Source organism: Streptomyces sp. NBC_00683, from assembly GCF_036226745.1.
Lineage (GTDB): Bacteria > Actinomycetota > Actinomycetes > Streptomycetales > Streptomycetaceae > Streptomyces.
Window position 1 is genome coordinate 5,300,890 of the sequence record NZ_CP109013.1, and the last position, 24,635, is coordinate 5,325,524.

The following is a 24,635-nucleotide window of genomic DNA, read 5'->3' on the forward strand; positions in this document are numbered from 1 at the left end:
GACGTGTGTCCGCCTCCTTGTCCTCCGATACCGACCCCAGGCTCCTGCGCGCCTTCGTCGCCGTGGCCGAGGACCTGCACTTCACCCGTGCCGCCGCCCGGCTCTACGTCGCGCAGCAGGCGTTGAGCCGGGACATCCGCCGACTGGAGCGCGAGCTCGGCACGGAACTCTTCGAGCGCACCACCCGCCAGGTGTCGCTCACTCCTGACGGGGAACGCCTCCTCCCGTACGCCCGGCGGGTGCTCGACGCGCACGCCGAGCTTGCCGCCGCTTTCGGCGACCCGGCTGCCCGCCCGCTGCTCGTCGACCTCAACATCGACGGGATGACCGCGGCGCGGGTCCTGGCCAGGGCGCGGGAGCTCGCACCCGACTGCGAGCTGATGGCCCGCTTCGAGAGTGGCCTGACCTGGGCGGCGGGCGAGGTGCTCGCGGGGCGGCTCGACGCCTCCTTCGGCCGGGCGGCCGGGCTCGACCCCGCGGTTCTCTCCCGGCTCTCCGTACAGCCGGTGCGGTACGAGCCGATGGCCGTCCTGCTGCCGCACGATCATCCTCTCGCAGGGCGCCCGGTCGTCGCATTGGACGAACTGTCCGGGGAGACCGTCTACGCGGGGGCGGGCAATGCGCGCACCCGGGAGTGGACCGACCTCGCCGCCCGGCTCTTCGGCGAGTGGGGCATCGTGCTGGCCCCTCCGGCTCCACTGGCCGTCGGAGTGGCTGAATTTCAACGGGTGATGGCCAAGTCCAGGCATCCCGTCCTGACCGTCGTCGACTTCCCGCCGCTGCCGGGGACGGTGGTGCGCCCGTTGGTCCGTCCCGTCCCGCTGTCTCCGTTGCTGCTGGTGTGGCGTGCCGGGGCCAGGCACCCCGGACTGGACGCGCTGCGCGCCGGCGCGGCCGAACTGGCTGCGACAGAGGGATGGATGGTCAGGCCACCCGATTCATGGCTGCCCGAAGCCGATGTGTCACTCATGCGTCACCGTTCATGAACAACACCTCACACGGGGGCCTGACGGCCACCGGCGTGCGCTACATTCAATGTTTCCGGGTGCACCGCGTGGGGGCGTACGGACAGGGTGGGGGCCCGGTCCGACGGCAGAAATCCAGTCAATCGCACGCACCCGACTCATTGAGTGGGGGAAGTGCGAACACCTGTGGAAAATTGGCGCGAAGGTACCCGTACCGGGCACACGCACGAGCCGAACGAGGTCACCGTCCAGCTGGACGGACTCGGTCGGCAGCTTGCCGAACTGCCTGTTGAACCGCTTCCGCCGGACAACACCGACGGTCCGGTCTTCGTCGACGAGAGCGGCCGCCGCAGCAAGACGTACCGGCGCCTGGGCTGGGTACTCGCCACGATCTGCGCCGTCTACGCCGTGACACTGGTCGTCGCCGTGATCGGTGGCAACTCCAGCGCTCCCTGGCTGCCTCTCTCCGGACAGGAGGAGAAGCGGTCGGGCGAGGTGGAGGTCCAGCCCGCCCCGACCGACCGCACAGGGTCGGTGGACGGGACTCCCGGGCCCACGCCCAGCTCCACCGCCTCCGGTCCTGGCCCCAGCACGAGTGCGAGCACGTCCGGTGGCGCGTCCGCCGGATCGCCCTCGCCCGGCACGGCTTCCTCGGCCTCCGCGAGCAACGCGCCGCCCAAGGGCAACGACGTCGCCACGCAGCCCGCTCCCGGGACGTCGGCCTCCGAGACACTGCCCGCCAGCCCCCCGCCGTCGACCGACCCCGGCGGGCCGGCCGAGTCGAGCCCGCCCCCGCCCGAAGAGACCTCGGCCCCGCCGGTGGTCCAACAAGAAGGCGCACAGTAAAAAAATGACAACCCCCGCCCCGCGGGGCAGGCACAACCGGAAGAAGAAGCGGACCGTCCGGCGCAGGCTTCCCATGCGCTACCTGCTTCCGTCGCTCCTCCTTGTCGCCCTGCTCGCCATGCTGATGCTGCGCGGATACGTGCACAGCGAGATCCTCGCCGACCACCGCATCCAGGCCCCGGCCCCGACCACCCAGGTGCCGGAGAGCGTCCTCGAAGGCGGTCCGGTCATCGACGCCCGGGCTCAGGGCGGGAACGCCAAGACCCTTCGCATACCCGACCACAAGATCGTCCTGACCTTCGACGACGGCCCGGACCCGGTCTGGACCCCGCGGGTCCTGGACGAGCTCAAGAAGCACCACGCGCACGGCGTCTTCTTCGTCACCGGCACCATGGCCTCGCGCTACCCCGATCTCGTGGAACGCATGGTCGACGAGGGGCACGAGGTCGGGCTGCACACGTTCAACCACCCCGACCTGTCGTTCCAGTCCACCAGCCGCATAGACCGGGAGCTCTCCCAGAACCAGCTGGTGCTGGCGGGCGCGGCCGGAATCCGTACGTCGCTGTTCCGGCCGCCGTACTCCTCGTTCTCCGACGCCATGGACAACAAGTCCTGGCCGGTGACGCAGTACATCGGCAGCCGCGGCTACCTCACCGTCGTGAACAACACCGACAGCGAGGACTGGAAGCGCCCGGGGGTGCCCGCGATCATCGAGCGGGCCACGCCCAAGAACGGCGAGGGCGCCATCATCCTGATGCACGACTCCGGTGGCGACCGGTCGCAGACCGTGGCCGCCCTCGGGAAGTTCCTGCCGCAGATGCAGGAGCGCGGCTATGCCTTCACCAACCTCACCGCCGCCCTCGGCGCCCCCAGCGCGCACACCCCGGTCACCGGCTTCGCGCTCTGGAAGGGCAAGGCGTTCGTCACCGCCGTGGACATCTCCGAGCAGGTCACCAGCGTGCTGGTGGTCGGCCTCGCGGTGATCGGCGCGCTGGTCCTCGCCCGCTTCGGTCTCATGCTGCTGCTGTCCTTCCTGCACGCCAGGCGGGTGCGCCGCAAGGACTTCAGCTGGGGCGAGCCCTTCACCCGCCCGGTGACGGTCCTCGTCCCCGCGTACAACGAGCGCGCGTGCATCGCCGCCACCGTGCGCTCGCTGGTGGCGAGCGACTACCCGATCGAGGTCATCGTCATCGATGACGGATCGACGGACGGTACGGCCGACCTCGTCGACGAGATGTGGATCCCGAACGTCCGCGTCGTCCGCCAGCGCAACGCCGGAAAGCCCGCGGCGCTGAACAACGGCATCGCGAACGCCCGTTACGACATCGTCGTGATGATGGACGGCGACACGGTGTTCGAACCCTCCACCGTGCGCGAGCTCGTACAGCCCTTCGCCGACCCCCGGGTCGGAGCGGTCGCGGGCAACGCCAAGGTCGGCAACCGTGACTCGCTGATCGGCGCCTGGCAGCACATCGAGTACGTGATGGGCTTCAACCTCGACCGCCGCATGTACGACATGCTGCGCTGCATGCCCACCATCCCCGGTGCGGTCGGCGCGTTCCGCCGGGACGCGCTGGACCGGATCGGCGGCATGAGCGAGGACACCCTCGCCGAGGACACCGACGTCACCATGGCCCTGCACCGCGACGGCTGGGACGTCGTCTACGCGGAGAACGCGCGGGCCTGGACCGAGGCCCCGGAGTCCGTCCAGCAGCTGTGGTCGCAGCGCTACCGGTGGTCGTACGGCACGATGCAGGCCATCTGGAAGCACCGCCGCGCCTTCATCGAACGGGGCCCCTCGGGCCGCTTCGGACGGGTCGGACTGCCGTTCGTCTCCCTGTTCATGGTCGTCGCCCCGCTGCTGGCGCCCCTCATCGACGTCTTCCTGCTGTACGGACTGGTCTTCGGCCCGACGGGGAAGACGGTCGCCGCCTGGTTCGGCGTCCTGCTGGTGCAGGCCGTCTGCGCCGCGTACGCGTTCCGGCTCGACCGGGAGCGGATGGTCCACCTGATCTCCCTGCCGCTCCAGCAGATCCTCTACCGGCAGCTCATGTACGTCGTGCTGCTCCAGTCCTGGATCACCGCTCTCACCGGCGGCCGGCTGCGCTGGCAGAAGCTGCGCCGTACGGGAGTGGTGGAAGCGCCCGGTGCGACGCAGAACCGGCGCAACGACGCGGGCAGGGACCGGAGGCCGGTCGCATGACCTACCCGAACCAGCCCCGGCAGGACGGCCCGTACCCGCCGGACGGCGAGTACGGCCGGTACGGCGCGGACAGCAGGCACGGCGAGTACGTCCAGTACCCGCCCGCCGGCAGCCCCTTCGCCGCCGAGCCCGTCGCCCACCCGCAGACGGTCCCCGGAGCCCGTCCGGAGCACGTCGGTGCGTTCCCGGACCCGACCCGGACGGCTCGCCACGCCGCCCCGCCCACCGCCCCACCCCCCGTGCCCGGCCCGGCGGCCGGCGCCGGGGCCGCCCCGGCCGCCAAGCCGGGACGGGACCGCTATCTCGACGTCCTGAGGGCCGTGGCCCTCGTCCGCGTCGTCTTCTTCCACCTCTTCGGCTGGGCCTGGCTGACCGTCCTCTTCCCGTCCATGGGCGTGATGTTCGCCCTGGCCGGTTCGCTGATGGCCCGCTCGCTGGCCCGCCCCGCGGGAAGCGTGATCCGCAGCAGGCTGCGCAGGCTGCTCCCGCCGATGTGGGCGTTCTCGCTCGTCGTCGTGCCGGTGATGTTCGCGCTGAGCTGGAAGCCCGTCCGCGAGGAGGGGCTGTGGTGGTTCGTCAAGATCGCCTACTACATCTTCCCGGTGGGCACCCCGCCGTACCCGGAGGAGAACGGCTCGACCGGCGGCTGGCTGGAGCTGACCTGGGCCGACCAGGCGGCGGGCCCGCTCTGGTACCTGCGCGCCTACCTCTGGTTCGTGCTCGCCTCGCCCCTGCTGCTGAAGGCGTTCCGCAGGCTGCCGTGGGTGACGCTGCTCGCCCCGATCGGCCTCACGGCCGTGATCGGTACCGGCCTGGTGACGGTCCCCGGCACGTTCGGTGAGGGTCTCGCCGACTTCGCCGTGTTCGGCTCCTGCTGGATCCTGGGCTTCGCCCACAACGACGGGCTGCTGAAGAAGATCCCGCGCTACCTGGCGGTGTCGTCCGCCGCGATCGTCATGGGCTTCGGCCTGTGGTGGGCGTCCGGCCACCTCACCGAGGAGGGCTGGAACCTGGACGAGATCCCGCTGGCCCAGGCCACCTGGTCCCTCGGCTTCTGCGCGATCCTGCTCGTGTACGCGCCGTCCTGGCAGAAGCTCCCCGGAAAGCTCGCCGGGTGGGACAGCCTGGTCACGCTGGCCAACAACAGGGCCGTGACGATCTACCTGTGGCACAACCTGCTGCTGATGGCCGCCGTGCAACTCGTCGACGAACTCTGGTCCGTCCCGTGGTTCGGCGACACGTTCGGGACGTACATAGAGCAGTCGTACGAAGTGCTGGTCCTGATCGTGATCTGGCCGCTGATAGGGCTGGCGATCCTGGCGTTCGGCTGGGTCGAGGACGTCGCCGCGAAGCGCCGGCCCCGCCTGTGGCCCAACGGGGCGGACAAGCGCCGGGCCTGAGGCCGGTGACGGGGGTGCGGCGGGCCGGGCTCACCGCACCCCCGACGGCCGAGTGAGAGCAAGGTTGCGCACCGGTCACCTCACGGCACCGCACCGAAACGCGGCTTCCATACCGTCGGCAGGACAACACCCCGACCCCTGTGGAGGCGCGTGATGGCCGGTCGTTGGATCGAACAGTGGGAGCCGGAGGACGAGACCTTCTGGCGCGAGTCCGGTGAGCGTGTGGCACGGCGGAACCTGTGGTTCTCCGTGCTCTCGGAGCACATCGGATTCTCGATCTGGTCCCTGTGGTCCGTCATGGTCCTGTTCATGGGACCCGAGTACGGGATCGACCCGGCCGGGAAGTTCTTCCTGATCTCCACGGCCACCCTGGTCGGTGCCGTCGTCCGGGTGCCGTACACCTTCGCGGTCGCGATGTTCGGCGGGCGCAACTGGACCATCTTCAGCGCGCTGACGCTCCTGGTGCCGACCGTCGCCGCCTTCATGGTGATGGAACCCGGGACCTCGTACACCACCTTCCTCGTCGTCGCGGCGCTCACCGGTATCGGCGGCGGCAACTTCGCCTCGTCGATGACGAACATCAACGCCTTCTTCCCGCTCCGCAAGAAGGGCTGGGCCCTCGGGCTCAACGCGGGCGGCGGCAACATCGGCGTCCCCGTCGTCCAGCTCGTCGGCCTGCTGGTGATCGGCACGGCCGGTGCCGCGCACCCGCGGATCGTGCTCGGGATCTACGTACCGCTGATCATCGTCGCCGCACTCTGCGCCGCGTTCCGGATGGACAACCTCCGGCCCGTCCAGAACGACACCGGGGCCGCTCTCCAGGCCGTACGTGAGCCGCACACCTGGATCATGTCGGTGCTCTACATCGGCACCTTCGGCTCGTTCATCGGCTACAGCTTCGCCTTCGGCCTCGTCCTGCAGACGCAGTTCGGTCGGACCCCGCTGCAGGCCGCCTCGCTCACCTTCATCGGACCGCTGCTCGGTTCCCTGATCAGGCCCGCGGGCGGCTGGCTCGCCGACCGCTACGGCGGCGCCCGGATCACGCTGTGGAACTTCGCGGGGATGGCCGCGGCGACCGGAGTCGTCGTCTACGCCTCCGGGATCGAGTCGCTCTCCGTCTTCCTCATCGGATTCATCGCCCTGTTCGTGCTGACGGGACTCGGCAACGGTTCGACGTTCAAGATGATCCCGGGCATCTTCCACGCCAAGGGGATCAGCAAGGGCCTGCGCGGCGAGGAGGCCTCGGCGTACGGACGGCGGCTGTCCGGTGCGGCCATGGGGCTCATCGGGGCGGTCGGGGCCCTGGGCGGGCTCGCGATCAACCTCGCCTTCCGCCAGTCCTTCGCGACCTCGGGCGCCGGGACGGCCGCCTTCTGGTCCTTCCTGCTCTTCTACGCCGTCTGTTTCACCCTCACGTGGGCGGTATACCTTCGCCGGACCGCGCCCGTGCCCGCGAAGCCCCAGCTCAGCTATGCCGAGGTGTGAGGATGACCACAAGGCGTCAGGCGACGTAACGGGCGGGAAATATATGTGAACCGAGACTGTCACGCAGGGTTGGCAGTCTCGGTCCTCCGCACCATCGAGCAGCAGCGGGACGAGAGCCGGGTATCACGCCATGCACGACGACGCACAACACGGGCCCCTCGCGGGCTTCACGGTCGGGGTGACCGCCGCCCGTCGCGCCGAGGAGCTCGGAACGCTCCTCCAGCGGAGGGGCGCATCGGTCCTGCACGCCCCCGCCCTGCGGATCGTGCCGCTCGCCGACGACAGCGAACTCCTGGCCGCCACCAAGGAACTGATCGACGACGCACCCGATGTCGTGATCGCCACCACGGCGATCGGCTTCCGGGGCTGGGTGGAGGCCGCCGACGGCTGGGGCATCGGGGACCAGCTCCTGGACCTGCTGCGCGGCGTCGAACTGCTCGCCCGCGGACCCAAGGTCAAGGGCTCCATCCGGGCCGCCGGACTCACCGAGGCCTGGTCGCCCGGGTCCGAGTCGATGGCCGAGGTGCTGGACCGGCTGCTCGGCGAGGGCGTCGACGGACGCCGGGTCGCCCTCCAGCTGCACGGCGAACCGCTGCCGGGCTTCGTCGAGTCGCTCCGGGCGGCGGGCGCCGAGGTCGTCGGCGTACCCGTCTACCGGTGGATGCCCCCGGAGGACATCGCCCCGCTCGACCGGATGCTCGACGTCACGGTCGCCCGCGGTCTGGACGCCCTCACCTTCACCAGCGCCCCCGCCGCCGCCTCGTACCTGAACCGGGCGGAGGCACGCGGAATGCTCCCGGAGGTCCTGTCCGCCCTGCAGCACGACGTCGTCACGGCCTGCGTGGGGCCGGTCACCGCGCTGCCCCTGCAGGCCCGGGGCATCGACACCGTCCAGCCGGAACGCTTCCGGCTCGGCCCGCTCGTCCAGGTGCTCTGCACCCAACTGCCCGCCCGTGCCCGTACGCTCCCGGTCGCCGGGCACATCCTCGAGATCCGCGGGCAGGCCGCGCTGGTCGACGGCGCCCTGCGCCCGGTGCCGCCGGCGGGCATGGCCCTCCTGCACACGCTGGCCCGCAGGCCGGGCTGGGTGGTGTCGCGCGCCGATCTGCTGCGGGCGCTGCCCGGCAGCGGCACGGACGAGCACGCCGTGGAGACGGCGATGGCCCGGCTCCGCACCGCGCTGGGCGTGGCCAGGCTGATCCAGACGGTCGTCAAGCGCGGCTACCGGCTGGCGCTGGACCCGTCCGCGGACACCAAGTACGCGGACTCCTGACGGGTCGGTACCGTGCGGGGATGATCAACGACACCCATCCCCTGGTCGCGGGCGTCCGGCTGAGGCCCGCGACGCCCGGTGACGCCGAGTCCTTCGCCGAGACCCTGACCCGCAGCCGCGCCTACATGCGCCGCTGGGAGCCCGTACGGCCCGAGGCCTTCTACACCCCGCAGGGCCAGGCCCAGCGCCTGTCCGGGCTGCTGGCGGACCGGGATGCGGGGCGTGCCATGCCCTGGGTACTGGCCGACGAGGAGGACCGGGTGGTGGGCGCGATGACGCTCGCGTCGATCGAGCGCGGCCCGTTCCGCAACGCCAGGCTCGGCTACTGGGTCGACGTCGACCGGGCGGGCCAGGGGCTGGCGACCGCCGCCGTCGGCCAGGTCTGCGAGATGGCGCGTGACGGGCTCGGGCTGCACCGGATCGAGGCAGGGACGGTCGTGGACAACACGGCCTCGCAACGGGTGCTGGCGAAGGCCGGGTTCGAGCTCATCGGTACGGCGCCGCGCTATCTCCACATCAACGGTGCGTGGCAGGACCACCGGATGTTCCAGCGGATCCTGCACGACGGACCGCCGCAGCGCTGAGCGGTTGCCGGGGTGCGGGCGGTGCGTGCCGGACGTGCCGGTGGCCGTCGAGCGGATACTGCGGCGGCAGCGCGGAGATGACCTCGGCCAGCGGGTAGCCGGCCTTCTCCGCGACCCGGCAGGACGCCTCGTTGTCCACCTGGTGGAGCAGCTCCAGCCGCCGCAGGCCCTCCGCGGCGAGCGTCGTGAACGCCCAGTCGGTGAGCGCCTGGAGGGCTCGTGAGGCCACGCCGCGGCCGCGTGCCGCCGCCGTGGTCCAGTAGCCCGCCTCGGCGCTCTCCGCACCCGGTACCGGGCGTTTCAGGGCGAGGTTGCCGACGAGTTCGCCGCCCCGCGCCGTATCGGTCACGGCGAAGCTGAAGCGGCTGCCGGACGCCCAGCCGTCCCGCTGGACCGCCAGCCACCGTTCCGCGTCCGCGACGTCGGACACCGGGACCCGCACCCACTGGCGCATCGCCGGGTCGTCGTACGCCGTGAGGAGCGCCGGGATGTCGTCCGGACGCCAGGGGCGCAGCAGCAGCTGCCCGGCCGTCAGCGTGACCGTCTCGTCGTTCATGGGGACACGGTACGGCGGTGGCCGGGGCGGCAGGAGGGGTTCCGGGCAGGGCCGGGGACGGGCACTCTGGAGGTGACTCCCACGGTGACCCCAGGGCGGTGACAGGCGCATGGCGGCGGGCACGAGCTCGTACGGCTGGCGTTTCGACGCGGGCCGTATCTGTCTGGACCTGGTGGCGACGGGGGTGGGGAGCTCCGGAGCCTGCGAGCAACTGGACCGCCCCGCACGGCTCGCCGACTGGCTGGTGGCGTCCGGGCTGGTCCCGAAGGGGACGCCGCTGACGGCTGTGGACGACACCTGGGTCGCGCGCTTCTGGGAGTTACGGGCGGGCATCGACCTGCTGGTGACCGCCGAGCTGGCCGGCCGCGGCGACGACGGTGCCCTGGACCGGATCAACGCACTCGCGGCCGTGCCGACCCCCGGCCTGCGGGCCGTACGGGGCAAGGGCGGCGTGCTCGTACGGGCGCTGAGCGCGGGCCCCGCGTGCGACGGGCTGCTGGCGGCGGTGGCCCGGGACGCCGTGGATCTGCTGACGGATCCGGTGGCCAGGGAGGGGCTGCGCCGCTGCGAGGGCGATGCCTGCCGGCGGCTCTACCTGGACACGTCGCGGGGGCGGCGGCGCCGCTGGTGCTCCAGCGAGGTCTGCGGCAACCGGGAGCGGGTGGCCCGGCACCGCCGCCGGGTCAAGGCCGTTCAGTAGAACGCGAGTCGAAAAAGAAAGTTGTGAGTGCGTTGAATGAACCGGCACGCGCGTGCGTATCGATGGTCACAGAGCTCGACAGGGTCTCGACCAGGAGGATCGTGTGCGCAAGGATGCGGCCGTGGCCGATGACCGTCCGCACAGGGCTCGACATCGCAGTGAACCGCCCCGATCACCCTCCGACGTCCCCGACGAGGAGCTGATGCGGGCGCTCTACCGCGAACACGCCGGTCCCCTGCTCGCCTACGTACTCCGCCTTGTCGCGGGTGACCGCCAGCGGGCCGAGGACGTTGTGCAGGAAACGCTCATCCGTGCCTGGAAGAACGCCGGTTCGCTCAACCGGGCCACCGGCTCAGTCCGCCCCTGGCTGGTGACGGTCGCCCGGCGCATCGTCATCGACGGCCACCGCAGCCGGCAGGCCCGGCCGCGCGAGGTCGATCCGTCGCCGCTGGAGGTCATTCCCGCGGAGGACGAGATTGACAAGGCGTTGTGGCTGATGACGCTCTCGGACGCGCTCGACGATTTGACCCCGGCTCACCGGGAAGCATTGGTCGAGACCTACTTCAAGGGCCGTACGGTCAACGAGGCCGCCGAGGTACTCGGCATCCCCAGCGGGACTGTGCGATCCCGGGTTTTCTACGCACTTCGTTCGATGAAGCTCGCACTCGAAGAGAGGGGGATCACGGCATGAGCGACCACGAGTGGCTGCCGTTCGGGCCCCGGCCGACGGGTCCCCGCGGCCCCTCGGGGCCGTCAGGCCCCCCACGCCCGTCCGCGGGCCCCTTCGAGTTCCCCGTGGAAGGCCCGGAGCACGACGCCGCGGGTGCCTACGTCCTGGGCATCCTGGACGACGCCGAGGCGAGCGCCTTCGAGGCGCATCTGGCCGGCTGTGCGCTGTGCGCCGCCCACCTCGACGAGTTCGCCGGGATGGAACCCATGCTGGCGATGCTCGCGGAGGCCCCCGCGGCCCTCCCCGGTGCCCGCCCCGTGCCGCACGTCCCCGAGCGGCCGGCGCCGCGGCTGCTGGACAGCCTGGTCGACGAGGTTGCGCAGAAGCGGGCGCAGCGGCGGCGGCGCAGCAGATATCTGATCGCGGCGGCAGCGGTTCTCGTGATCGGCGGCCCCGTGGTCGCGGTCACGGCCACGGGCGACGACACCTCCGGGAAGTCGGTCCAGGCGGCCGATCCCCATCCGACGAGCCCCGCCGAGGACGCCTTCTTCCACCACATGACGGAGAAGCTGCAGGCGACGGATCCCACCACCCGGGTCGACGCCACGGTCGGAATGGAGCCCAAGGCCTGGGGGACGCACACGGTCCTGCAACTGAAGAACGTCAAGGGCCCGCAGAAATGCAGCCTGATCGCCGTGTCCAAGACCGGCGAGGAGGAGGTCGTCACCTCCTGGTCCGTTCCTAAGTGGGGGTACGGGATCGAGAATTCCACCCACGCGACTGCGAAGTACCCGCTGTACGTGCACGGCGGCGCGGCGATGGCGCGCAACGACATCGACCACTTCGAGGTGCGCACCTTCGACGGCGAGCGGCTGGTGGAGATCGACGCGTAAACGCAATACGGGCGGCAGGTGCGCCGGGGGCCCCTTTTCGCGTACGGTTGACGGCTGCCCAATGCACGTCAGAAGGGGGCCTCGGTGGCCGCGCAGGATGCCGCTGTCGATTCGTTGCGGGACCGGGAAATCGGTGTCGAACAAGTACATCTGGACCGGGTCTACCACCGTCTCGAAGAGAAGATCGACGAGGCGGAATTTCTCATGCACGACGCCGGCAAACGGGGGCAGGTCGGCACGCCGGGCGCGCTCGCGGAGCGGGACGCCCAGGTCTTCCGTGCCGGGGTCCACCTCAACCGGCTGAACAGTGAGTTCGAGGACTTCCTCTTCGGGCGGATCGACCTCCTCCACGGCAAGGACGGCGAACGCGGCCCGGACGGCGCCTTCACCTCCGTCGAGCCCGCCGACGACGCCGTACGGGAGGACAGCACCGCCGATGTCGCCGAGACGCTGCACATCGGCCGCATAGGAGTACTCGACTCCGACTACGCGCCCCTGGTGATCGACTGGCGTGCCCCGGCCGCCGCGCCGTTCTACCGGTCGACGCCCAAGGACCCGGGCAGGGTCGTACGCCGACGGGTCATCCGCTCCAAGGGCCGCAGGGTCCTCGGGGTCGAGGACGACCTGATGCGTCCGGAGCTGACCGCGTACCTGGGCGGCGACAAGCTGCCCGTCATCGGCGACGGTGCCCTGATGGCCGCGCTGGGCCAGGCCCGCAGCCACACCATGCGGGACATCGTCTCGTCCATCCAGGCCGAGCAGGACATGGTGATCCGCGCCCCCGCCGCCTCCGTCACGGAGGTCTCCGGAGGGCCCGGGACCGGCAAGACGGCGGTCGCCCTGCACCGGGCGGCGTACCTGCTCTACCAGGACCGGCGCCGGTACGCGGGCGGCATCCTCGTCGTCTCGCCGACGCCGCTCCTGGTCGCGTACACCGAAGGGGTGCTGCCCTCGCTCGGGGAGGAGGGCCAGGTCGCGATCCGTGCCGTCGGCTCGCTGTCCGACGAGGCGGCCGGCATCGAGGGCGCCACCACGTACGACGAGCCGGCCGTGGCCCGGATCAAGGGTTCCTCCCGGATGCTCCACGTGCTGCGCAAGGTGGCCCGCGGGGCGCTGGAGCAGCCCGCGCCCCGGCCCGCCGCCCAGGAGGGGCAGCTGGCGTTCGGGGAGGCGGAGGCCCCGGACGCGGCCGTCACCCCCACCCAGCTGAGGGTGGTGGCCTTCGGCGCCCGCGTCGAGCTGAACGGGGACGAGCTCCGGCGCATCCGGCACAACGTGCTCGGCGGCACCGCGCCCGTCAACCTGCTGCGCCCGCGCGCCCGCAAACTGCTCCTGGACGCCCTGTGGAACAAGTCGTCGGGCCGGGGCCGCTACACCGACCCCGAGCTCGCCGCGGAGCTCCGTTCGTCCTTCGACGAGGACGTGTCGACGGAGACCCCGTTCCTCACGTTCCTGAACGCCTGGTGGCCGGAACTCACCCCTCGCGGGGTGCTGGCCGCGATGGCCGACGAGCGTCGGCTGAGCCGCTGGGCGCGCAGGATCCTCAACCAGGGCGAGGTGCGCCGCCTCGCCCGTTCGCTGAAGCGGCTGGACGAGGACGGCAAGGGCCCGCTCTCCGTCCACGACGTGGCGCTCCTGGACGAGCTGCAGACGCTGCTGGGGACCCCGCACCGGCCGAAGCGGAAGCGTGAGCTCGACCCGCTGGACCAGCTCACGGGTCTGGAGGAGCTGATGCCGCAGCGCGAGGAGACCCAGCGCGAGCGGGCCGAGCGGCTGGCGGCGGAGCGCACCGAGTACGCGCACGTCATCGTCGACGAGGCGCAGGACCTGACGCCCATGCAGTGGCGCATGGTCGGCCGCCGCGGCCGGCACGCCACCTGGACGATCGTCGGCGACGCGGCGCAGTCCTCCTGGTCCGATCCGGACGAGGCGTCGGCGGCCCGTGACGAGGCGCTCGGCAACCGGCCGCGGCGCCGGTTCACCCTCACGGTCAACTACCGCAACCCGGCGGAGATCGCCGAGCTCGCGGCAAAGGTCCTGGCGCTCGCCATGCCGGGAATGGAATCCCCGGCCGCGGTCCGCTCGACGGGGGTGAAGCCGCGCTTCGAGACCGTACGGGACGGTGATCTCGCCGGGACCGTCCGCGAGGAGGCGCGAAGACTCCTCGGCGAGGTGGACGGCACCGTGGGTGTGGTCGTGGCGATGGACCGGCGCGCGGAGGCCCGTGCCTGGCTGGCGGAGCTCGGCGAACGGGTGGTGGCGCTGGGCAGCCTGGAGGCGAAGGGCCTGGAGTACGACGCCACCGTCGTCGTCTCGCCCGCGGAGATCGCGGACGAGTCCCCGGCCGGCCTGCGGGTGCTGTACGTGGCTCTCACCCGGGCGACGCAGCAGCTGACCGTGGTCTCGGGGGAGCGTGATCTGCCGGACGAGGACGGTGTTCCCGACCTGTTGAGGGACTGAGCCGAGGGGCCGCGAGGAAGCCGGCTGCTGCAGGCGGCGGTACTTTTCCGAGTCAACCCGTCGCGCAGGAATCACTTCTCCAGGGTGTTTGTTAGCCTGGTGTTGGCACCGGCTCGATCCAAGCCCCCGGGCCCAACCTTCGTCGCTTCGAGCGACCACTTGCCGCGAGGCGAGCATGGCGGGTCGGTGCCACCTGAGTGAAGAAGACAGACCCGCGTCACCTGATGGTGGCGCGGGTCTGTTTTCGTTTCCGCAGGGGTCAGCGGGAGGGCGCGGGACCTGCGAGGGGTTCCCTCGAACGAGTAACTTCTCGTATGGTGGAAGAAAGTTTCCGAAAGGCGGCAGTCATTACCGGCTACCGGCCGGTAGGTGCGACGATCGGAACGCGCGTACGGGGTGGATCCCATGTGCGTGCGACAGCAATGAAGCTCAGGAAAGCGAAGGACTCGGCCATGGCAACGGCGCCCAGCGTCTCGTACTCGATGACGGTCAGGCTGGAGGTGCCCGCGAGCGGCACAGCGGTCTCCCAGCTCACCACGGCCGTGGAGTCCTCCGGCGGTTCGGTCACCGGCCTCGATGTGACCGCTTCCGGCCACGAGAAGCTGCGGATCGACGTCACCATCGCGGCATCCTCGACCTCGCACGCGGACGAGATCGTCGAAGGTCTGCGCGACATCGAGGGCGTCATCCTCGGCAAGGTCTCCGACCGTACGTTCCTGATGCACCTCGGCGGCAAGATCGAGATGGCGTCCAAGCACCCCATCCGCAACCGTGACGACCTCTCGATGATCTACACCCCGGGTGTCGCCCGGGTCTGCATGGCGATCGCCGAGAATCCCGAGGACGCCCGTCGCCTGACCATCAAGCGCAACTCCGTCGCCGTGGTCACGGACGGCTCCGCGGTGCTGGGCCTCGGCAACATCGGCCCGATGGCGGCGCTCCCCGTGATGGAGGGCAAGGCGGCCCTGTTCAAGCGCTTCGCGGGCATCGACGCCTGGCCGATCTGCCTGGACACCCAGGACACCGACGCCATCGTCGAGATCGTCAAGGCGATCGCCCCGGGCTTCGCGGGCATCAACCTCGAGGACATCTCCGCCCCCCGCTGCTTCGAGATCGAGGCGCGGCTGCGCGAGGCACTGGACATCCCCGTCTTCCACGACGACCAGCACGGCACGGCGATCGTCGTCCTCGCGGCACTGACCAACGCCCTGCGCGTGGTCGGCAAGGCGATCGGTGACGTACGGGTCGTCATGTCGGGCGCGGGCGCCGCCGGTACGGCCATCCTGAAGCTCCTCATCGCCGCGGGCGTCAAGCACGCGGTCGTCGCCGACATCCACGGAGTGGTGCACGCGGACCGCGAGGACCTCGTCTCCGCCGACCCCGACTCGCCGCTGCGCTGGATCGCCGACAACACCAACCCCGAGGGTGTCACCGGCACCCTCAAGCAGGCCGTCGTCGACGCCGACGTCTTCATCGGCGTCTCCGCCCCCAACGTCCTCGACGGGGACGACGTCGCCGCGATGGCCGACGGTGCGATCGTGTTCGCCCTCGCCAACCCGGACCCCGAGGTCGACCCCACAATCGCCCGCGAGACGGCGGCAGTTGTGGCCACGGGCCGCTCCGACTTCCCGAACCAGATCAACAACGTCCTGGTCTTCCCGGGTGTCTTCCGCGGTCTGCTGGACGCTCAGTCCCGCACCGTCAACACGGAGATGATGCTCGCCGCCGCGCGCGCCCTCGCGGGTGTCGTCGCGGAGGACGAGGTGAACGCGAACTACATCATCCCGTCGGTCTTCAACGACAAGGTCGCGGGCGCGGTCGCGGGCGCGGTCCGCGACGCCGCGAAGGCGGCCGGCGCCGCCACGGCGACGCCGGATCCCGCCTAGGGCCTCTCGTTCGGATCAGGCCGGGCTCGCGGGGTCGGCCTGATCCGAACGGAAGACCCTGACACACGCCGTCCGCGGGGGTCGGCCACGGCTCCTGTGGACGGTGCCGTACCTCACGTCCGCGCGCCCCGTACGGCGCGTCGCGGGTCGCGACGTCCCAAACGCCCCTTTAGGGTGGGCGGGCAGCGAGCCCCACAGGCCCGGCATCCGCTGCGGACCGCTTCAAGAAGTCGACGGAACGTCACCACGGGCAATCAGTGGCGCTTTTCGTGTGACGTCGAGGGGTTCCGGATTGGCGTTACCGCCGCAGGTGGGGGCAGGATGCGTATTCGGGCGCGAGGGTCTGACATCAGACCCGGGTCCGGGGACTGTCAGAGGGCCCTGGCAGCATCGGCTTCGATCTCACGCCTCACAGGCAAGAAGAACACGGGAGTAACAACATGAACCGCAGTGAGCTGGTGGCCGCCCTGGCCGACCGTGCCGAGGTGACCCGCAAGGACGCCGACGCCGTTCTGGCCGCCCTCGCCGAGACCGTCGGCGAGATCGTCGCCAAGGGCGACGAGAAGGTCACCATCCCCGGCTTCCTGACCTTCGAGCGCACCCACCGTGCCGCTCGCACCGCTCGTAACCCGCAGACCGGCGACCCGATCAACATCCCGGCCGGCTACAGCGTGAAGGTCTCCGCGGGCTCGAAGCTCAAGGAAGCCGCCAAGGGCAAGTAAGCCCCGTAGGCATCAAGAAGGGCGGCCGTCCCGACCGGGACGGCCGCCCTTCGGCATGTCCGCGGGAGAGCGGCGGCACCCGCGGCGGGAGAGCGATGACATCTGCGGCGCCCGCACAGGGCCCGTACGGCCGCTGTGAGCCTCAGGTGTACGGAGTTGGGCGGTTGTGGCCCGTACGGGCCTGTACGGGCGTCCTGGGGCGTCTGTGGGGCAGTGCGTCCGGGGTCCGGCCGTGCGCGGCGGCGAACGGACCGCCGCCCCGGACCCTTGTGCGGGGCCGGGGCGGCGGACTGTGGTGCGCGGGGTGCGCAGTGTTGTGTGCGGCAGCACTGTGCGTACGCCGGAGCGCGTCCGGCGCGGTGTCAGACGAGTGAACCGCCCGGCAGTTCGACCTTCGCGCCGAGCTTCTCGAGCTTGTCCATGAAGTTCTCGTAGCCGCGGTTGATCAGGTCGATGCCGTGCACCCGGGACGTTCCCTGGGCCGCCAGAGCGGCGATCAGGTACGAGAAGCCGCCCCGCAGGTCCGGGATGACCAGATCCGCGCCCTGGAGCTTCGTGGGCCCGGACACGACCGCCGAGTGCAGGAAGTTCCGCTGGCCGAACCGGCAGTCGGAGCCCCCGAGGCACTCGCGGTAGAGCTGGATGTGCGCACCCATCTGATTGAGCGCCGAGGTGAAGCCGAGCCGGGACTCGTACACCGTCTCGTGGACGATCGACAGGCCGGCGGCCTGCGTCAGGGCGACCACGAGCGGCTGCTGCCAGTCGGTCTGGAAACCGGGGTGGACGTCCGTCTCCAGCGCGATGGCGTTGAGAGCGCCGCCGGGGTGCCAGAAGCGGATGCCCTCGTCGTCGATCTCGAAGGCGCCGCCGACCCGGCGGAAGGTGTTGAGGAACGTCATCATCGAGCGCTGCTGGGCGCCGCGCACGTAGATGTTGCCCTCGGTCGCCAGCGCCGCCGACGCCCAGGAGGCCGCCTCCAGGCGGTCCGGGATCGCCCGGTGGGTGTATCCGTCGAGCTTGTCGACACCGGTGATCCGGATGGTCCGGTCGGTGTCCATGGAGATGATCGCGCCCATCTTCTGCAGTACGCAGATGAGGTCCTCGATCTCCGGCTCGACGGCCGCGTTGGACAGCTCGGTGACGCCCTCGGCGAGGACGGCGGTCAGCAGGACCTGCTCGGTGGAGCCCACCGACGGGTACGGCAGCCGGATCTTCGTGCCGCGCAGTCGCTGCGGGGCCTCCAGGTACTGGCCGTCCGCCCGCTTCTCGATGGTCGCGCCGAACTGGCGCAGCACCTCGAAGTGGAAGTCGATCGGCCGTCCGCCGATGTCGCAGCCGCCGAGCCCCGGGATGAACGCGTGGCCCAGGCGGTGCAGCAGCGGGCCGCAGAAGAGGATCGGGATGCGCGACGAGCCGGCGTGGGCGTCGATGTCGGCGACGTTCGCGCTCTCGACGTGCGAGGGGTCGAGGATGAGTTCGCCCGGCTCGTCACCGGGGCGGACGGTCACACCGTGCAGCTGCAGCAGTCCCCGGACCACCCGCACATCGCGGATGTCGGGAACGTTGCGGAGCCGGCTGGGCCCGCTGCCGAGCAGCGCGGCGACCATTGCCTTCGGCACCAGGTTCTTGGCGCCTCGGACGCGGATCTCGCCCTCCAGCGGGGTGCCGCCGTGGACAAGCAGGACATCGTCTGTGCCGGTCATGTATCTCGCGTTCCGGAGTGGTCGGGCAGGGGGCCATCGAAAAGGGTAATGGCCCCCCACCCCCCTTCCGTAAGTCACAGGGGGGTGTACGAACGTCATGAATCCGCCACAACACGTTCTGCCCCACAAGCCTTGCGGAGGGTTACCGTCCGCGAAGCGGTCCGATCCGGTCGGATTCGTGCGCTCCCCGTGCGCCTGTGCCGTGGCTGTGCGCCCTGAGCTGCACGGGACCGCCCGCGGCGGCCGGGCGGACCGGTTGGTCCCCACGGAGGGCGAAGATGCGGGATCATTTCTGCCATGACCGAGGTGTCCTCGCTCACAGGGCGGCTGCTCGTGGCCGCACCCGCCCTGGCGGACCCGAATTTCGACCGCGCGGTGGTACTTCTCCTCGACCACGACGAGGAGGGTTCGCTCGGCGTGGTCCTGAACCGCCCGACCCCGGTCGGCGTCGGTGACATCCTCGCGTCCTGGGCCGGCCTGACCGGTGAGCCGGACGTGGTCTTCCAGGGCGGCCCGGTCTCGCTCGACTCGGCGCTGGGTGTGGCGGTGATCCCCGGGGACGAGGGCCCGCTGGGCTGGCGACGGGTGCACGGGGCGATCGGCCTGGTGGACCTGGAGGCGCCGCCGGAGCTGCTGGCCGCGGCGCTCGGTTCGCTGCGGATCTTCGCCGGGTACGCGGGCTGGGGGCCCGGGCAGCTCGAGACGGAGCTGACGGACGGCGCCTGGTACGTGGTCGAGTCGGAGCCGGGCGATGTGTCGTCCCCGCGCCCGGAGAGCCTCTGGCGGGCCGTTCTGCGGCGCCAGCGCAGTGAGCTCGCCATGATCGCGACGTATGCGGACGACCCTTCGCTGAACTGATGCCCCGGGCTTTCAGTACGCTTGGCAGTTATGAGCACTCTTGAGCCCGAGCGCGGGGCAGGTACGGGGACCCTCGTAGAGCCGACGCCGCAGGTGTCGAACGGCGACGGCGACCACGAGCGCTACGCCCATTACGTCCAGAAGGACAAGATCATGGCGAGTGCCCTCGAGGGCACTCCCGTGGTGGCACTGTGCGGCAAGGTCTGGGTACCGGGGCGCGACCCCAAGAAGTATCCGGTCTGTCCCATGTGCAAGGAGATCTACGAGTCCATGGGCGCCGGCGGCGACAAGGACAAGGGCAAGGGCGGCAAGGACAGCAGCAAGAAGTAGTCCGCGGCCTCTTCACCCTCCGGGACCCTGACCCCCGGGGCGCGCAGCGATGCGCGCCCCGGGGGTCTTCTCCATGCCCGGTGCCTTTCGTGTGCGCGGGGGACGGGTATGCGAGTGCGGTGCGCGTTGCACGGGCTGCGCCGGGTGGTCACAGAGTGGTTGAGACCACTTGTCGGCGTGCGGGTGCGCCCTTACTCTCCTGCAAGTTGTGCAGAACGAAACGTGCGTTGCACAGGGTGCAACGACTGACCGGTAAGGGTTCCGGATGAAGCTTTCTGCCCGAATTGCCGCCCCGGCCGCCGCGCTTGTGCTGGCGGGACTCACCGCCACCGCCTGCGCGCCCCAGACCTCCGACACCGGCGCCGACGGGGACAAGAAGAGCGGCACGCTTCGCGTCTGGCTCTTCCAGGAAGTCGGCAACAAGCCCAAGGAGAAGGTCGTCGACGCGGCCGTCGCCGACTTCGAGAAGTCCCACGAGGGGGCGAAGGTCGAAGTCGAGTACATACCCGTCGACACCCGGGCCCAGCGCATCAAGGCCGCCTTCAACGACCCGAAGAGCGCCCCCGACCTCATCGAGTACGGCAACACGGACACGGCCGGCTACGTGAAGGACGGCGGGCTGGCCGATGTGAGCAAGGAGTTCGCGGCCTGGGGCGACGCCAAGGACACCGACCCGACCGCCAAGCAGTCCGTCACGGTCGGCGGCCAGGTGTACGGGGCGCCGCTCTTCGTCGGCGTACGCGCGCTGTACTACCGCACCGACATCTTCGAGGACCTCGGCATCGAGCCCCCCAAGTCCCAGGACGAGCTGATCTCCACGGCCAAGAAGGTCCACAAGGAGAAGCCGGACCTGTACGGCCTCGCGGTCGGCGGCGCGTACACCTACGGCGCGATGCCCTTCATCTGGGCGCACGGCGGCGAACTGGCCGACGAGACCGGGGTGACCTACGCGTCGGCCATCAACAGCGAGAAGGCGCGCAAGGGCATCGAGGCCTACACCTCGCTGTTCGGTGACGACAACTGCCCCGCCGCCAAGTGCGCCTCCATGGGCGGCAACGCGACCGTCACCGCCTTCGCGTCCGGCAAGGCGGCCATGGCGATCGGCGGCGACTTCAGCCACGCGGCCGTCGAGGCGGGCAGCGTGAAGGGCAAGTACGCCGTCGTGCCGCTGCCCGGCGTGGCGGAGGGCTCGATCGCCCCGGCGTTCGCCGGCGGCAACAACATCGGTGTGCTGAAGAGCAGTTCGCACCGAACCCTCGCCGTCGACCTGATGAAGTCGCTGACCGGCAAGAAGACCCAGGCGAAGATGTTCGACGCGATGGGTTGGCTGCCGACGTACACGGACGTACGCGCCTCGGTCGCGGAGAAGGAGCCCTTCGTCGCGCCGTTCGTCACCACGCTCGGCTCCGGAGCCAAGTTCGTCCCCGCCTCCCCGGCCTGGGGCCAGATCGACGCCTCGCTGGTCCTGCCGACGATGTTCCAGGAGATCGTCAGCGGCCGTAAGGACGTGGCGGCCGCCTCCGACGACGCGGCGAAGAAGATGGACGCGGCGTTCGCCGACGCGGGCTGACGATGACCGCGAACACGACGGCGTACAAAGCTCCCGAGAAGGCCGGGACGGGCGGCACGCCGGCCCGCCCGCCCCGGCGCCGCCCGGCATCTCCCGCGCGGCGCTCCGGCTGGACCCCCTGGCTGTACCTGCTGCCCGCGCTGGTCCTGCTCGGCGGGCTCCTGGTCTACCCGATCTACCAACTGGGCCTGATCTCCTTCCTGGAGTACACCCAGGCCCAGGTCAGCGGCGGCGAGCCGACCACCTTCCAAGGCTTCGGCAACTACGCGACCCTCTTCCGCGACAGCCAGTTCTGGCAGGTGCTCCTCGCGACCGTGCTCTTCGCCACGGCCTGCGTGCTCGCCACGCTGTTCGTCGGCTGCGCCCTGGCCGTCCTGCTGACCCGGATCCGGGCCCTGCCCCGGCTCGCGCTCATGATGGCCGCACTGGGTGCCTGGGCGACCCCGGCGATCACGGGCTCGACCGTCTGGGTCTTCCTCTTCGACCCGGACTTCGGCCCGGTCAACAAGGTGCTGGGGCTGGGCGACTTCTCCTGGACGTACGGGCGCTACAGCGCCTTCGCCCTGGTGCTCCTCGAAGTGCTCTGGTGCTCGTTCCCGTTCGTGATGGTGACCGTGTACGCGGGCATCCGGGCGATCCCCACGGAGGTGCTGGAGGCGGCCTCGCTGGACGGCGCCTCGCAGTGGCGGATCTGGCGGTCGGTCATGGCGCCGATGCTGCGGCCGATCCTGATCGTCGTCACCATCCAGTCGATCATCTGGGACTTCAAGGTCTTCACCCAGATCTACGTCATGACCAACGGCGGCGGCATCGCCGGGCAGAACCTGGTGCTCAACGTGTACGCGTACCAGAAGGCGTTCGCGTCCTCGCAGTACAGCCTCGGATCGGCGATCGGCGTCGTGATGCTGGTGATCCTGCTGGCCGTGACCCTGGTCTATCTGCGCCTGGTGCGACGCCAGGGGGAGGAACTGTGAGCACGCCGATGACCACGCGTCCGCGCATCCGGCGGCCCGGCAGGCTGGCGGCGGAGGCGGCCGCCCTCGTCATCGCCGTCGTGGTCGCCTTCCCCCTGTACTGGATGGTGCTCTCCGCGTTCAAGCCGGCGGGCGAGGTCCAGTCCACCGAAGCGCGGCCCTGGACGCTGTCCCCGTCCCTCGACTCGTTCCGCCGGGTCTTCGAACAGCAGGATTTCGGCCGCTACTTCCTCAACAGCCTGCTCGTCGCCGGCACGGTCGTCATCGCGTCCGCGCTGATCGCCTTCCTCGCCGCGACGGCGGTGACGAGATTCCGCTTCAAGTTCCGCACGACCCTGCTGATCATGTTCCTGGTCGCGCAGATGGTGCCCGTCGAGGCGCTGACCATTCCGCTGTTCTTCCTCATGCGGGACTTCGGACAGCTGAACACCCTGGGCTCGCTGATCCTCCCGCATCTGGCCTTCTCGCTGCCTTTCGCGATCTGGATGCTGCGCGGTTTCGTCAAGGCCGTTCCCGACGCGCTGGAGGAGGCCGCCTACATCGACGGGGCGAGCCGCACCCGCTTCCTGTGGCAGATCCTCTTCCCGCTGGTCTTCCCGGGACTTGTGGCGACGAGCGTCTTCTCGTTCATCTCGACCTGGAACGACTTCCTGTTCGCGAAATCGTTCCTCATCAGCGACACCTCCCAGTCGACGCTCCCCATGGCGCTGCTGGTCTTCTTCAAACCCGATGAGAACGACTGGGGAGGGATCATGGCCGCCTCGACGGTGATGACCGTTCCCGTGCTGGTCTTCTTCGTACTCGTACAGCGCCGTCTGGTCTCGGGACTGGGCGGAGCGGTTAAGGACTGACGTGCACAACCTGATTCCGGCGCCCGTACACATCGGCGACCCGGGCGGGTCCGGATTCCTCCTGGACCCGTCCACCACCATCACCGCGCAGGCGGGTACCGGGACGGCGGAGCGCTGGCTCCGGGCCACTCTCGGCGCCGCGTTCGGCCTGCCGCTCGCCCCGGGGGCGGGCGACGGCGGGAACACGGTCGAGCTGCGCGTCGACGCCTCCCTGGAGAGCGAGGGCTACCGGCTGGAGGTGACGCCCACCTGGGGCGTAAGGATCACCGGAGGCAGCGCCGCCGGAGTGTTCTGGGGTGCGCAGACCCTGCGTCAGCTCCTGGGTCCCGAGGCCTTCCGCCGCGCGCCCGTCAGCCCCGGCACGCAGCGGGGCATCCCGTACACCCAGATCGAGGACAGCCCCCGTTTCCCCTGGCGGGGCCTGATGCTCGACGTGGCACGGCACTTCATGCCGAAGGACGACGTCCTGCGCTACCTGGACCTCCTGGCCGCACACAAGCTCAACGTCTTCCACTTCCACCTCACCGACGACCAGGGCTGGCGCATCGAGATCAAGCGTTATCCCGGGCTCACGGAGACCGCTTCCTGGCGCACACGCACGAAATACGGTCACCGGGCCTCCGAGTTGTGGGACGAGACCCCGCACGGCGGTTTCTACACCCAGGACGACATCCGCGAAATCGTCGCGTACGCCGCCGAGCGGCATATCCGGGTCGTCCCCGAGATCGACATCCCGGGGCACTCGCAGGCAGCCATCAGCGCGTATCCGGAACTGGGCAACACCGACGTCGTCGACACGTCCGCCCTTTCCGTGTGGGACACCTGGGGCATCAACCCGAACGTACTCGCTCCCACCGACAGCACCCTGCGCTTCTTCGAAGGGGTCTTCGAGGAGGTGCTCGACCTCTTTCCCGCCGCCACATCGCCGTTCATCCATATCGGTGGCGACGAATGCCTCAAGGACCAGTGGAAGGAGTCACCGGCCGCCCAGGCCCGGATGGCCGAACTCGGCCTGACGGACGAGGACGAGCTCCAGTCCTGGTTCATCCGGCACTTCGACAGCTGGCTCACCGCCCGGGGACGCCGCCTCATCGGCTGGGACGAGATCCTGGAGGGCGGACTCGCCGAGGGTGCCGCGGTGTCCTCGTGGCGGGGTTACGCGGGCGGCATCGCCGCCGCCGAGGCGGGGCACGACGTCGTCATGTGCCCCGAGCAGCAGGTGTACCTGGACCACCGTCAGGACGGCGGCCCCGACGAACCGATGCCCATCGGATTCATCCGCACCCTGCAGGACGTCTACCGCTTCGAACCCGTGCCCCCGGGGCTCTCCGAGGAAGCGGCCGGCCACATCATCGGCACCCAGGCCAACGTCTGGACCGAGGTCATGCAGAACCGGGCCCGCGTCGACTACCAGGTCTTCCCGCGGCTCGCCGCCTTCGCCGAGGTCGCCTGGTCACGGCTCCCGGCCCCAGGCGAGCGGGACTTCGCCGACTTCGAACGCCGGATGGGCACGCACTACGCGCGGCTCGACGCCCTGGGCGTCGACTACCGCCCGCCGAGCGGCCCGCTGCCGTGGCAACGGCGCCCCGGAGTCCTGGGTCGCCCGATCGAGGGAGCGCCCCCGAACGTGTGAGTCCTGTCCAGGCCGGTCCGGCGCGAAACGAACAAGTCGTACGAACTCGCTGAAGAGTATCAATTCGCGCGCA

Annotated in this window: 21 protein-coding genes; 19 read left to right on the plus strand and 2 right to left on the minus strand. The window is 70.3% G+C overall.

Annotated features, from left to right (window positions below; all coding sequences use genetic code 11):
* The first annotated feature begins 5 nt into the window (after positions 1-5).
* From OG257_RS23645 to OG257_RS23675, 7 genes are all read left to right on the plus strand, one after another.
* Positions 6-986, plus strand: coding sequence for a LysR family transcriptional regulator (locus tag OG257_RS23645; RefSeq protein WP_329210465.1), 981 nt, complete (start codon positions 6-8; stop codon positions 984-986).
* Positions 987-1,151: 165 nt separating this feature from the next.
* Positions 1,152-1,811 carry a hypothetical protein gene (locus OG257_RS23650; protein WP_329210467.1) on the plus strand — a complete coding sequence of 220 codons (660 nt, stop codon included), beginning with the start codon at positions 1,152-1,154 and terminating at the stop codon, positions 1,809-1,811.
* 73 nt (positions 1,812-1,884) lie between these two features.
* On the plus strand, positions 1,885-4,014 hold the full coding sequence (locus OG257_RS23655; protein WP_443054571.1) for a bifunctional polysaccharide deacetylase/glycosyltransferase family 2 protein: 2,130 nt from the start codon (positions 1,885-1,887) through the stop codon (positions 4,012-4,014).
* Positions 4,011-5,414: an acyltransferase family protein gene (locus OG257_RS23660; RefSeq protein ID WP_329210471.1), complete on the plus strand. Its 1,404-nt coding sequence runs from the start codon at positions 4,011-4,013 to the stop codon at positions 5,412-5,414. The genes OG257_RS23655 and OG257_RS23660 overlap by 4 nt, the downstream gene beginning before the upstream one ends.
* A 153-nt stretch (positions 5,415-5,567) precedes the next feature.
* A complete protein-coding gene (locus OG257_RS23665; protein ID WP_329210473.1) occupies positions 5,568-6,899 on the plus strand; it encodes a nitrate/nitrite transporter in 1,332 nt (443 codons plus the stop codon).
* Positions 6,900-7,029: 130 nt separating this feature from the next.
* Positions 7,030-8,172 carry a uroporphyrinogen-III synthase gene (locus OG257_RS23670; RefSeq protein WP_329210475.1) on the plus strand — a complete coding sequence of 381 codons (1,143 nt, stop codon included), beginning with the start codon at positions 7,030-7,032 and terminating at the stop codon, positions 8,170-8,172.
* 20 nt (positions 8,173-8,192) lie between these two features.
* A complete protein-coding gene (locus tag OG257_RS23675; RefSeq protein ID WP_329210477.1) occupies positions 8,193-8,756 on the plus strand; it encodes a GNAT family N-acetyltransferase in 564 nt (187 codons plus the stop codon).
* On the opposite strand, the gene OG257_RS23680 is transcribed toward OG257_RS23675, so the two are convergent.
* Complete coding sequence (locus tag OG257_RS23680; protein WP_329210479.1) at positions 8,689-9,312, minus strand: GNAT family N-acetyltransferase; 624 nt, start codon at positions 9,310-9,312, stop codon at positions 8,689-8,691. The two genes, OG257_RS23675 and OG257_RS23680, sit on opposite strands and share 68 nt — an antisense overlap.
* A 109-nt stretch (positions 9,313-9,421) precedes the next feature.
* Here OG257_RS23680 and OG257_RS23685 point away from each other — a divergent pair, with 109 nt between their 5' ends.
* The 6 genes from OG257_RS23685 (at position 9,422) to OG257_RS23710 (ending at position 16,643) form a co-directional block, all read left to right on the plus strand.
* Positions 9,422-10,012, plus strand: coding sequence for a CGNR zinc finger domain-containing protein (locus tag OG257_RS23685; RefSeq protein WP_329210480.1), 591 nt, complete (start codon positions 9,422-9,424; stop codon positions 10,010-10,012).
* 103 nt (positions 10,013-10,115) lie between these two features.
* On the plus strand, positions 10,116-10,703 hold the full coding sequence (locus OG257_RS23690) for a sigma-70 family RNA polymerase sigma factor (protein WP_329210482.1): 588 nt from the start codon (positions 10,116-10,118) through the stop codon (positions 10,701-10,703).
* Complete coding sequence (locus OG257_RS23695; protein ID WP_329210484.1) at positions 10,700-11,575, plus strand: anti-sigma factor family protein; 876 nt, start codon at positions 10,700-10,702, stop codon at positions 11,573-11,575. The genes OG257_RS23690 and OG257_RS23695 overlap by 4 nt, the downstream gene beginning before the upstream one ends.
* Positions 11,576-11,659: 84 nt before the next feature.
* The gene (locus tag OG257_RS23700) at positions 11,660-14,035 is read left to right on the plus strand and encodes a HelD family protein (RefSeq protein WP_329210486.1); all 2,376 of its coding nucleotides are present in this window, start codon (positions 11,660-11,662) and stop codon (positions 14,033-14,035) included.
* A 452-nt stretch (positions 14,036-14,487) separates the two neighbouring features.
* Positions 14,488-15,921, plus strand: coding sequence for an NAD-dependent malic enzyme (locus tag OG257_RS23705; RefSeq protein ID WP_329210488.1), 1,434 nt, complete (start codon positions 14,488-14,490; stop codon positions 15,919-15,921).
* Between the two features lie 440 nt (positions 15,922-16,361).
* Entirely contained in the window at positions 16,362-16,643 is a 282-nt protein-coding gene (locus OG257_RS23710) for an HU family DNA-binding protein (protein ID WP_003968811.1), read from the plus strand.
* Between the two features lie 362 nt (positions 16,644-17,005).
* Here the strand turns inward: OG257_RS23710 and murA are convergent, their stop codons facing one another.
* Positions 17,006-18,346 (minus strand): UDP-N-acetylglucosamine 1-carboxyvinyltransferase, encoded by a 1,341-nt coding sequence (murA, locus tag OG257_RS23715; RefSeq protein ID WP_015608864.1) that lies wholly within the window; start codon positions 18,344-18,346, stop codon positions 17,006-17,008.
* A 297-nt stretch (positions 18,347-18,643) separates the two neighbouring features.
* Between murA and OG257_RS23720 the strand changes: the two genes are divergently transcribed.
* The 6 genes from OG257_RS23720 to OG257_RS23745 all read left to right on the plus strand — a co-directional run bounded on the left by OG257_RS23720 (position 18,644) and on the right by OG257_RS23745 (position 24,562).
* Positions 18,644-19,204: a YqgE/AlgH family protein gene (locus tag OG257_RS23720; RefSeq protein WP_329210490.1), complete on the plus strand. Its 561-nt coding sequence runs from the start codon at positions 18,644-18,646 to the stop codon at positions 19,202-19,204.
* A gap of 30 nt (positions 19,205-19,234) precedes the next feature.
* Positions 19,235-19,534 carry a DUF3039 domain-containing protein gene (locus OG257_RS23725; protein WP_329210492.1) on the plus strand — a complete coding sequence of 100 codons (300 nt, stop codon included), beginning with the start codon at positions 19,235-19,237 and terminating at the stop codon, positions 19,532-19,534.
* A 265-nt stretch (positions 19,535-19,799) separates the two neighbouring features.
* On the plus strand, positions 19,800-21,104 hold the full coding sequence (locus OG257_RS23730) for an extracellular solute-binding protein (RefSeq protein ID WP_329210495.1): 1,305 nt from the start codon (positions 19,800-19,802) through the stop codon (positions 21,102-21,104).
* A gap of 2 nt (positions 21,105-21,106) precedes the next feature.
* Positions 21,107-22,078 (plus strand): carbohydrate ABC transporter permease, encoded by a 972-nt coding sequence (locus OG257_RS23735; protein WP_329210497.1) that lies wholly within the window; start codon positions 21,107-21,109, stop codon positions 22,076-22,078.
* An 8-nt stretch (positions 22,079-22,086) separates the two neighbouring features.
* Positions 22,087-22,929, plus strand: a complete 843-nt coding sequence (locus tag OG257_RS23740; RefSeq protein WP_329210499.1) for a carbohydrate ABC transporter permease — start codon at positions 22,087-22,089, stop codon at positions 22,927-22,929.
* Between the two features lies 1 nt (position 22,930).
* Positions 22,931-24,562, plus strand: coding sequence for a beta-N-acetylhexosaminidase (locus OG257_RS23745; protein WP_329210501.1), 1,632 nt, complete (start codon positions 22,931-22,933; stop codon positions 24,560-24,562).
* The last annotated feature ends 73 nt before the right edge of the window (positions 24,563-24,635 follow it).

What these genes read in the sequence shown, in the direction of transcription:
- OG257_RS23685 (WP_329210480.1), top strand. Translation starts at nt 9,422, where the DNA reads ATGGCGGCGGGCACGAGCTCGTACGGCTGGCGTTTCGACGCGGGCCGT.
- OG257_RS23680 (WP_329210479.1), bottom strand. Translation starts at nt 9,312, where the DNA reads ATGAACGACGAGACGGTCACGCTGACGGCCGGGCAGCTGCTGCTGCGC.
- OG257_RS23735 (WP_329210497.1), top strand. Translation starts at nt 21,107, where the DNA reads ATGACCGCGAACACGACGGCGTACAAAGCTCCCGAGAAGGCCGGGACG.
- OG257_RS23720 (WP_329210490.1), top strand. Translation starts at nt 18,644, where the DNA reads ATGACCGAGGTGTCCTCGCTCACAGGGCGGCTGCTCGTGGCCGCACCC.
- OG257_RS23725 (WP_329210492.1), top strand. Translation starts at nt 19,235, where the DNA reads ATGAGCACTCTTGAGCCCGAGCGCGGGGCAGGTACGGGGACCCTCGTA.
- OG257_RS23665 (WP_329210473.1), top strand. Translation starts at nt 5,568, where the DNA reads ATGGCCGGTCGTTGGATCGAACAGTGGGAGCCGGAGGACGAGACCTTC.
- OG257_RS23705 (WP_329210488.1), top strand. Translation starts at nt 14,488, where the DNA reads ATGGCAACGGCGCCCAGCGTCTCGTACTCGATGACGGTCAGGCTGGAG.
- OG257_RS23740 (WP_329210499.1), top strand. Translation starts at nt 22,087, where the DNA reads ATGACCACGCGTCCGCGCATCCGGCGGCCCGGCAGGCTGGCGGCGGAG.
- OG257_RS23730 (WP_329210495.1), top strand. Translation starts at nt 19,800, where the DNA reads ATGAAGCTTTCTGCCCGAATTGCCGCCCCGGCCGCCGCGCTTGTGCTG.
- OG257_RS23660 (WP_329210471.1), top strand. Translation starts at nt 4,011, where the DNA reads ATGACCTACCCGAACCAGCCCCGGCAGGACGGCCCGTACCCGCCGGAC.
- OG257_RS23695 (WP_329210484.1), top strand. Translation starts at nt 10,700, where the DNA reads ATGAGCGACCACGAGTGGCTGCCGTTCGGGCCCCGGCCGACGGGTCCC.
- OG257_RS23670 (WP_329210475.1), top strand. Translation starts at nt 7,030, where the DNA reads ATGCACGACGACGCACAACACGGGCCCCTCGCGGGCTTCACGGTCGGG.
- OG257_RS23710 (WP_003968811.1), top strand. Translation starts at nt 16,362, where the DNA reads ATGAACCGCAGTGAGCTGGTGGCCGCCCTGGCCGACCGTGCCGAGGTG.
- OG257_RS23675 (WP_329210477.1), top strand. Translation starts at nt 8,193, where the DNA reads ATGATCAACGACACCCATCCCCTGGTCGCGGGCGTCCGGCTGAGGCCC.
- murA (WP_015608864.1), bottom strand. Translation starts at nt 18,346, where the DNA reads ATGACCGGCACAGACGATGTCCTGCTTGTCCACGGCGGCACCCCGCTG.
- OG257_RS23655 (WP_443054571.1), top strand. Translation starts at nt 1,885, where the DNA reads ATGCGCTACCTGCTTCCGTCGCTCCTCCTTGTCGCCCTGCTCGCCATG.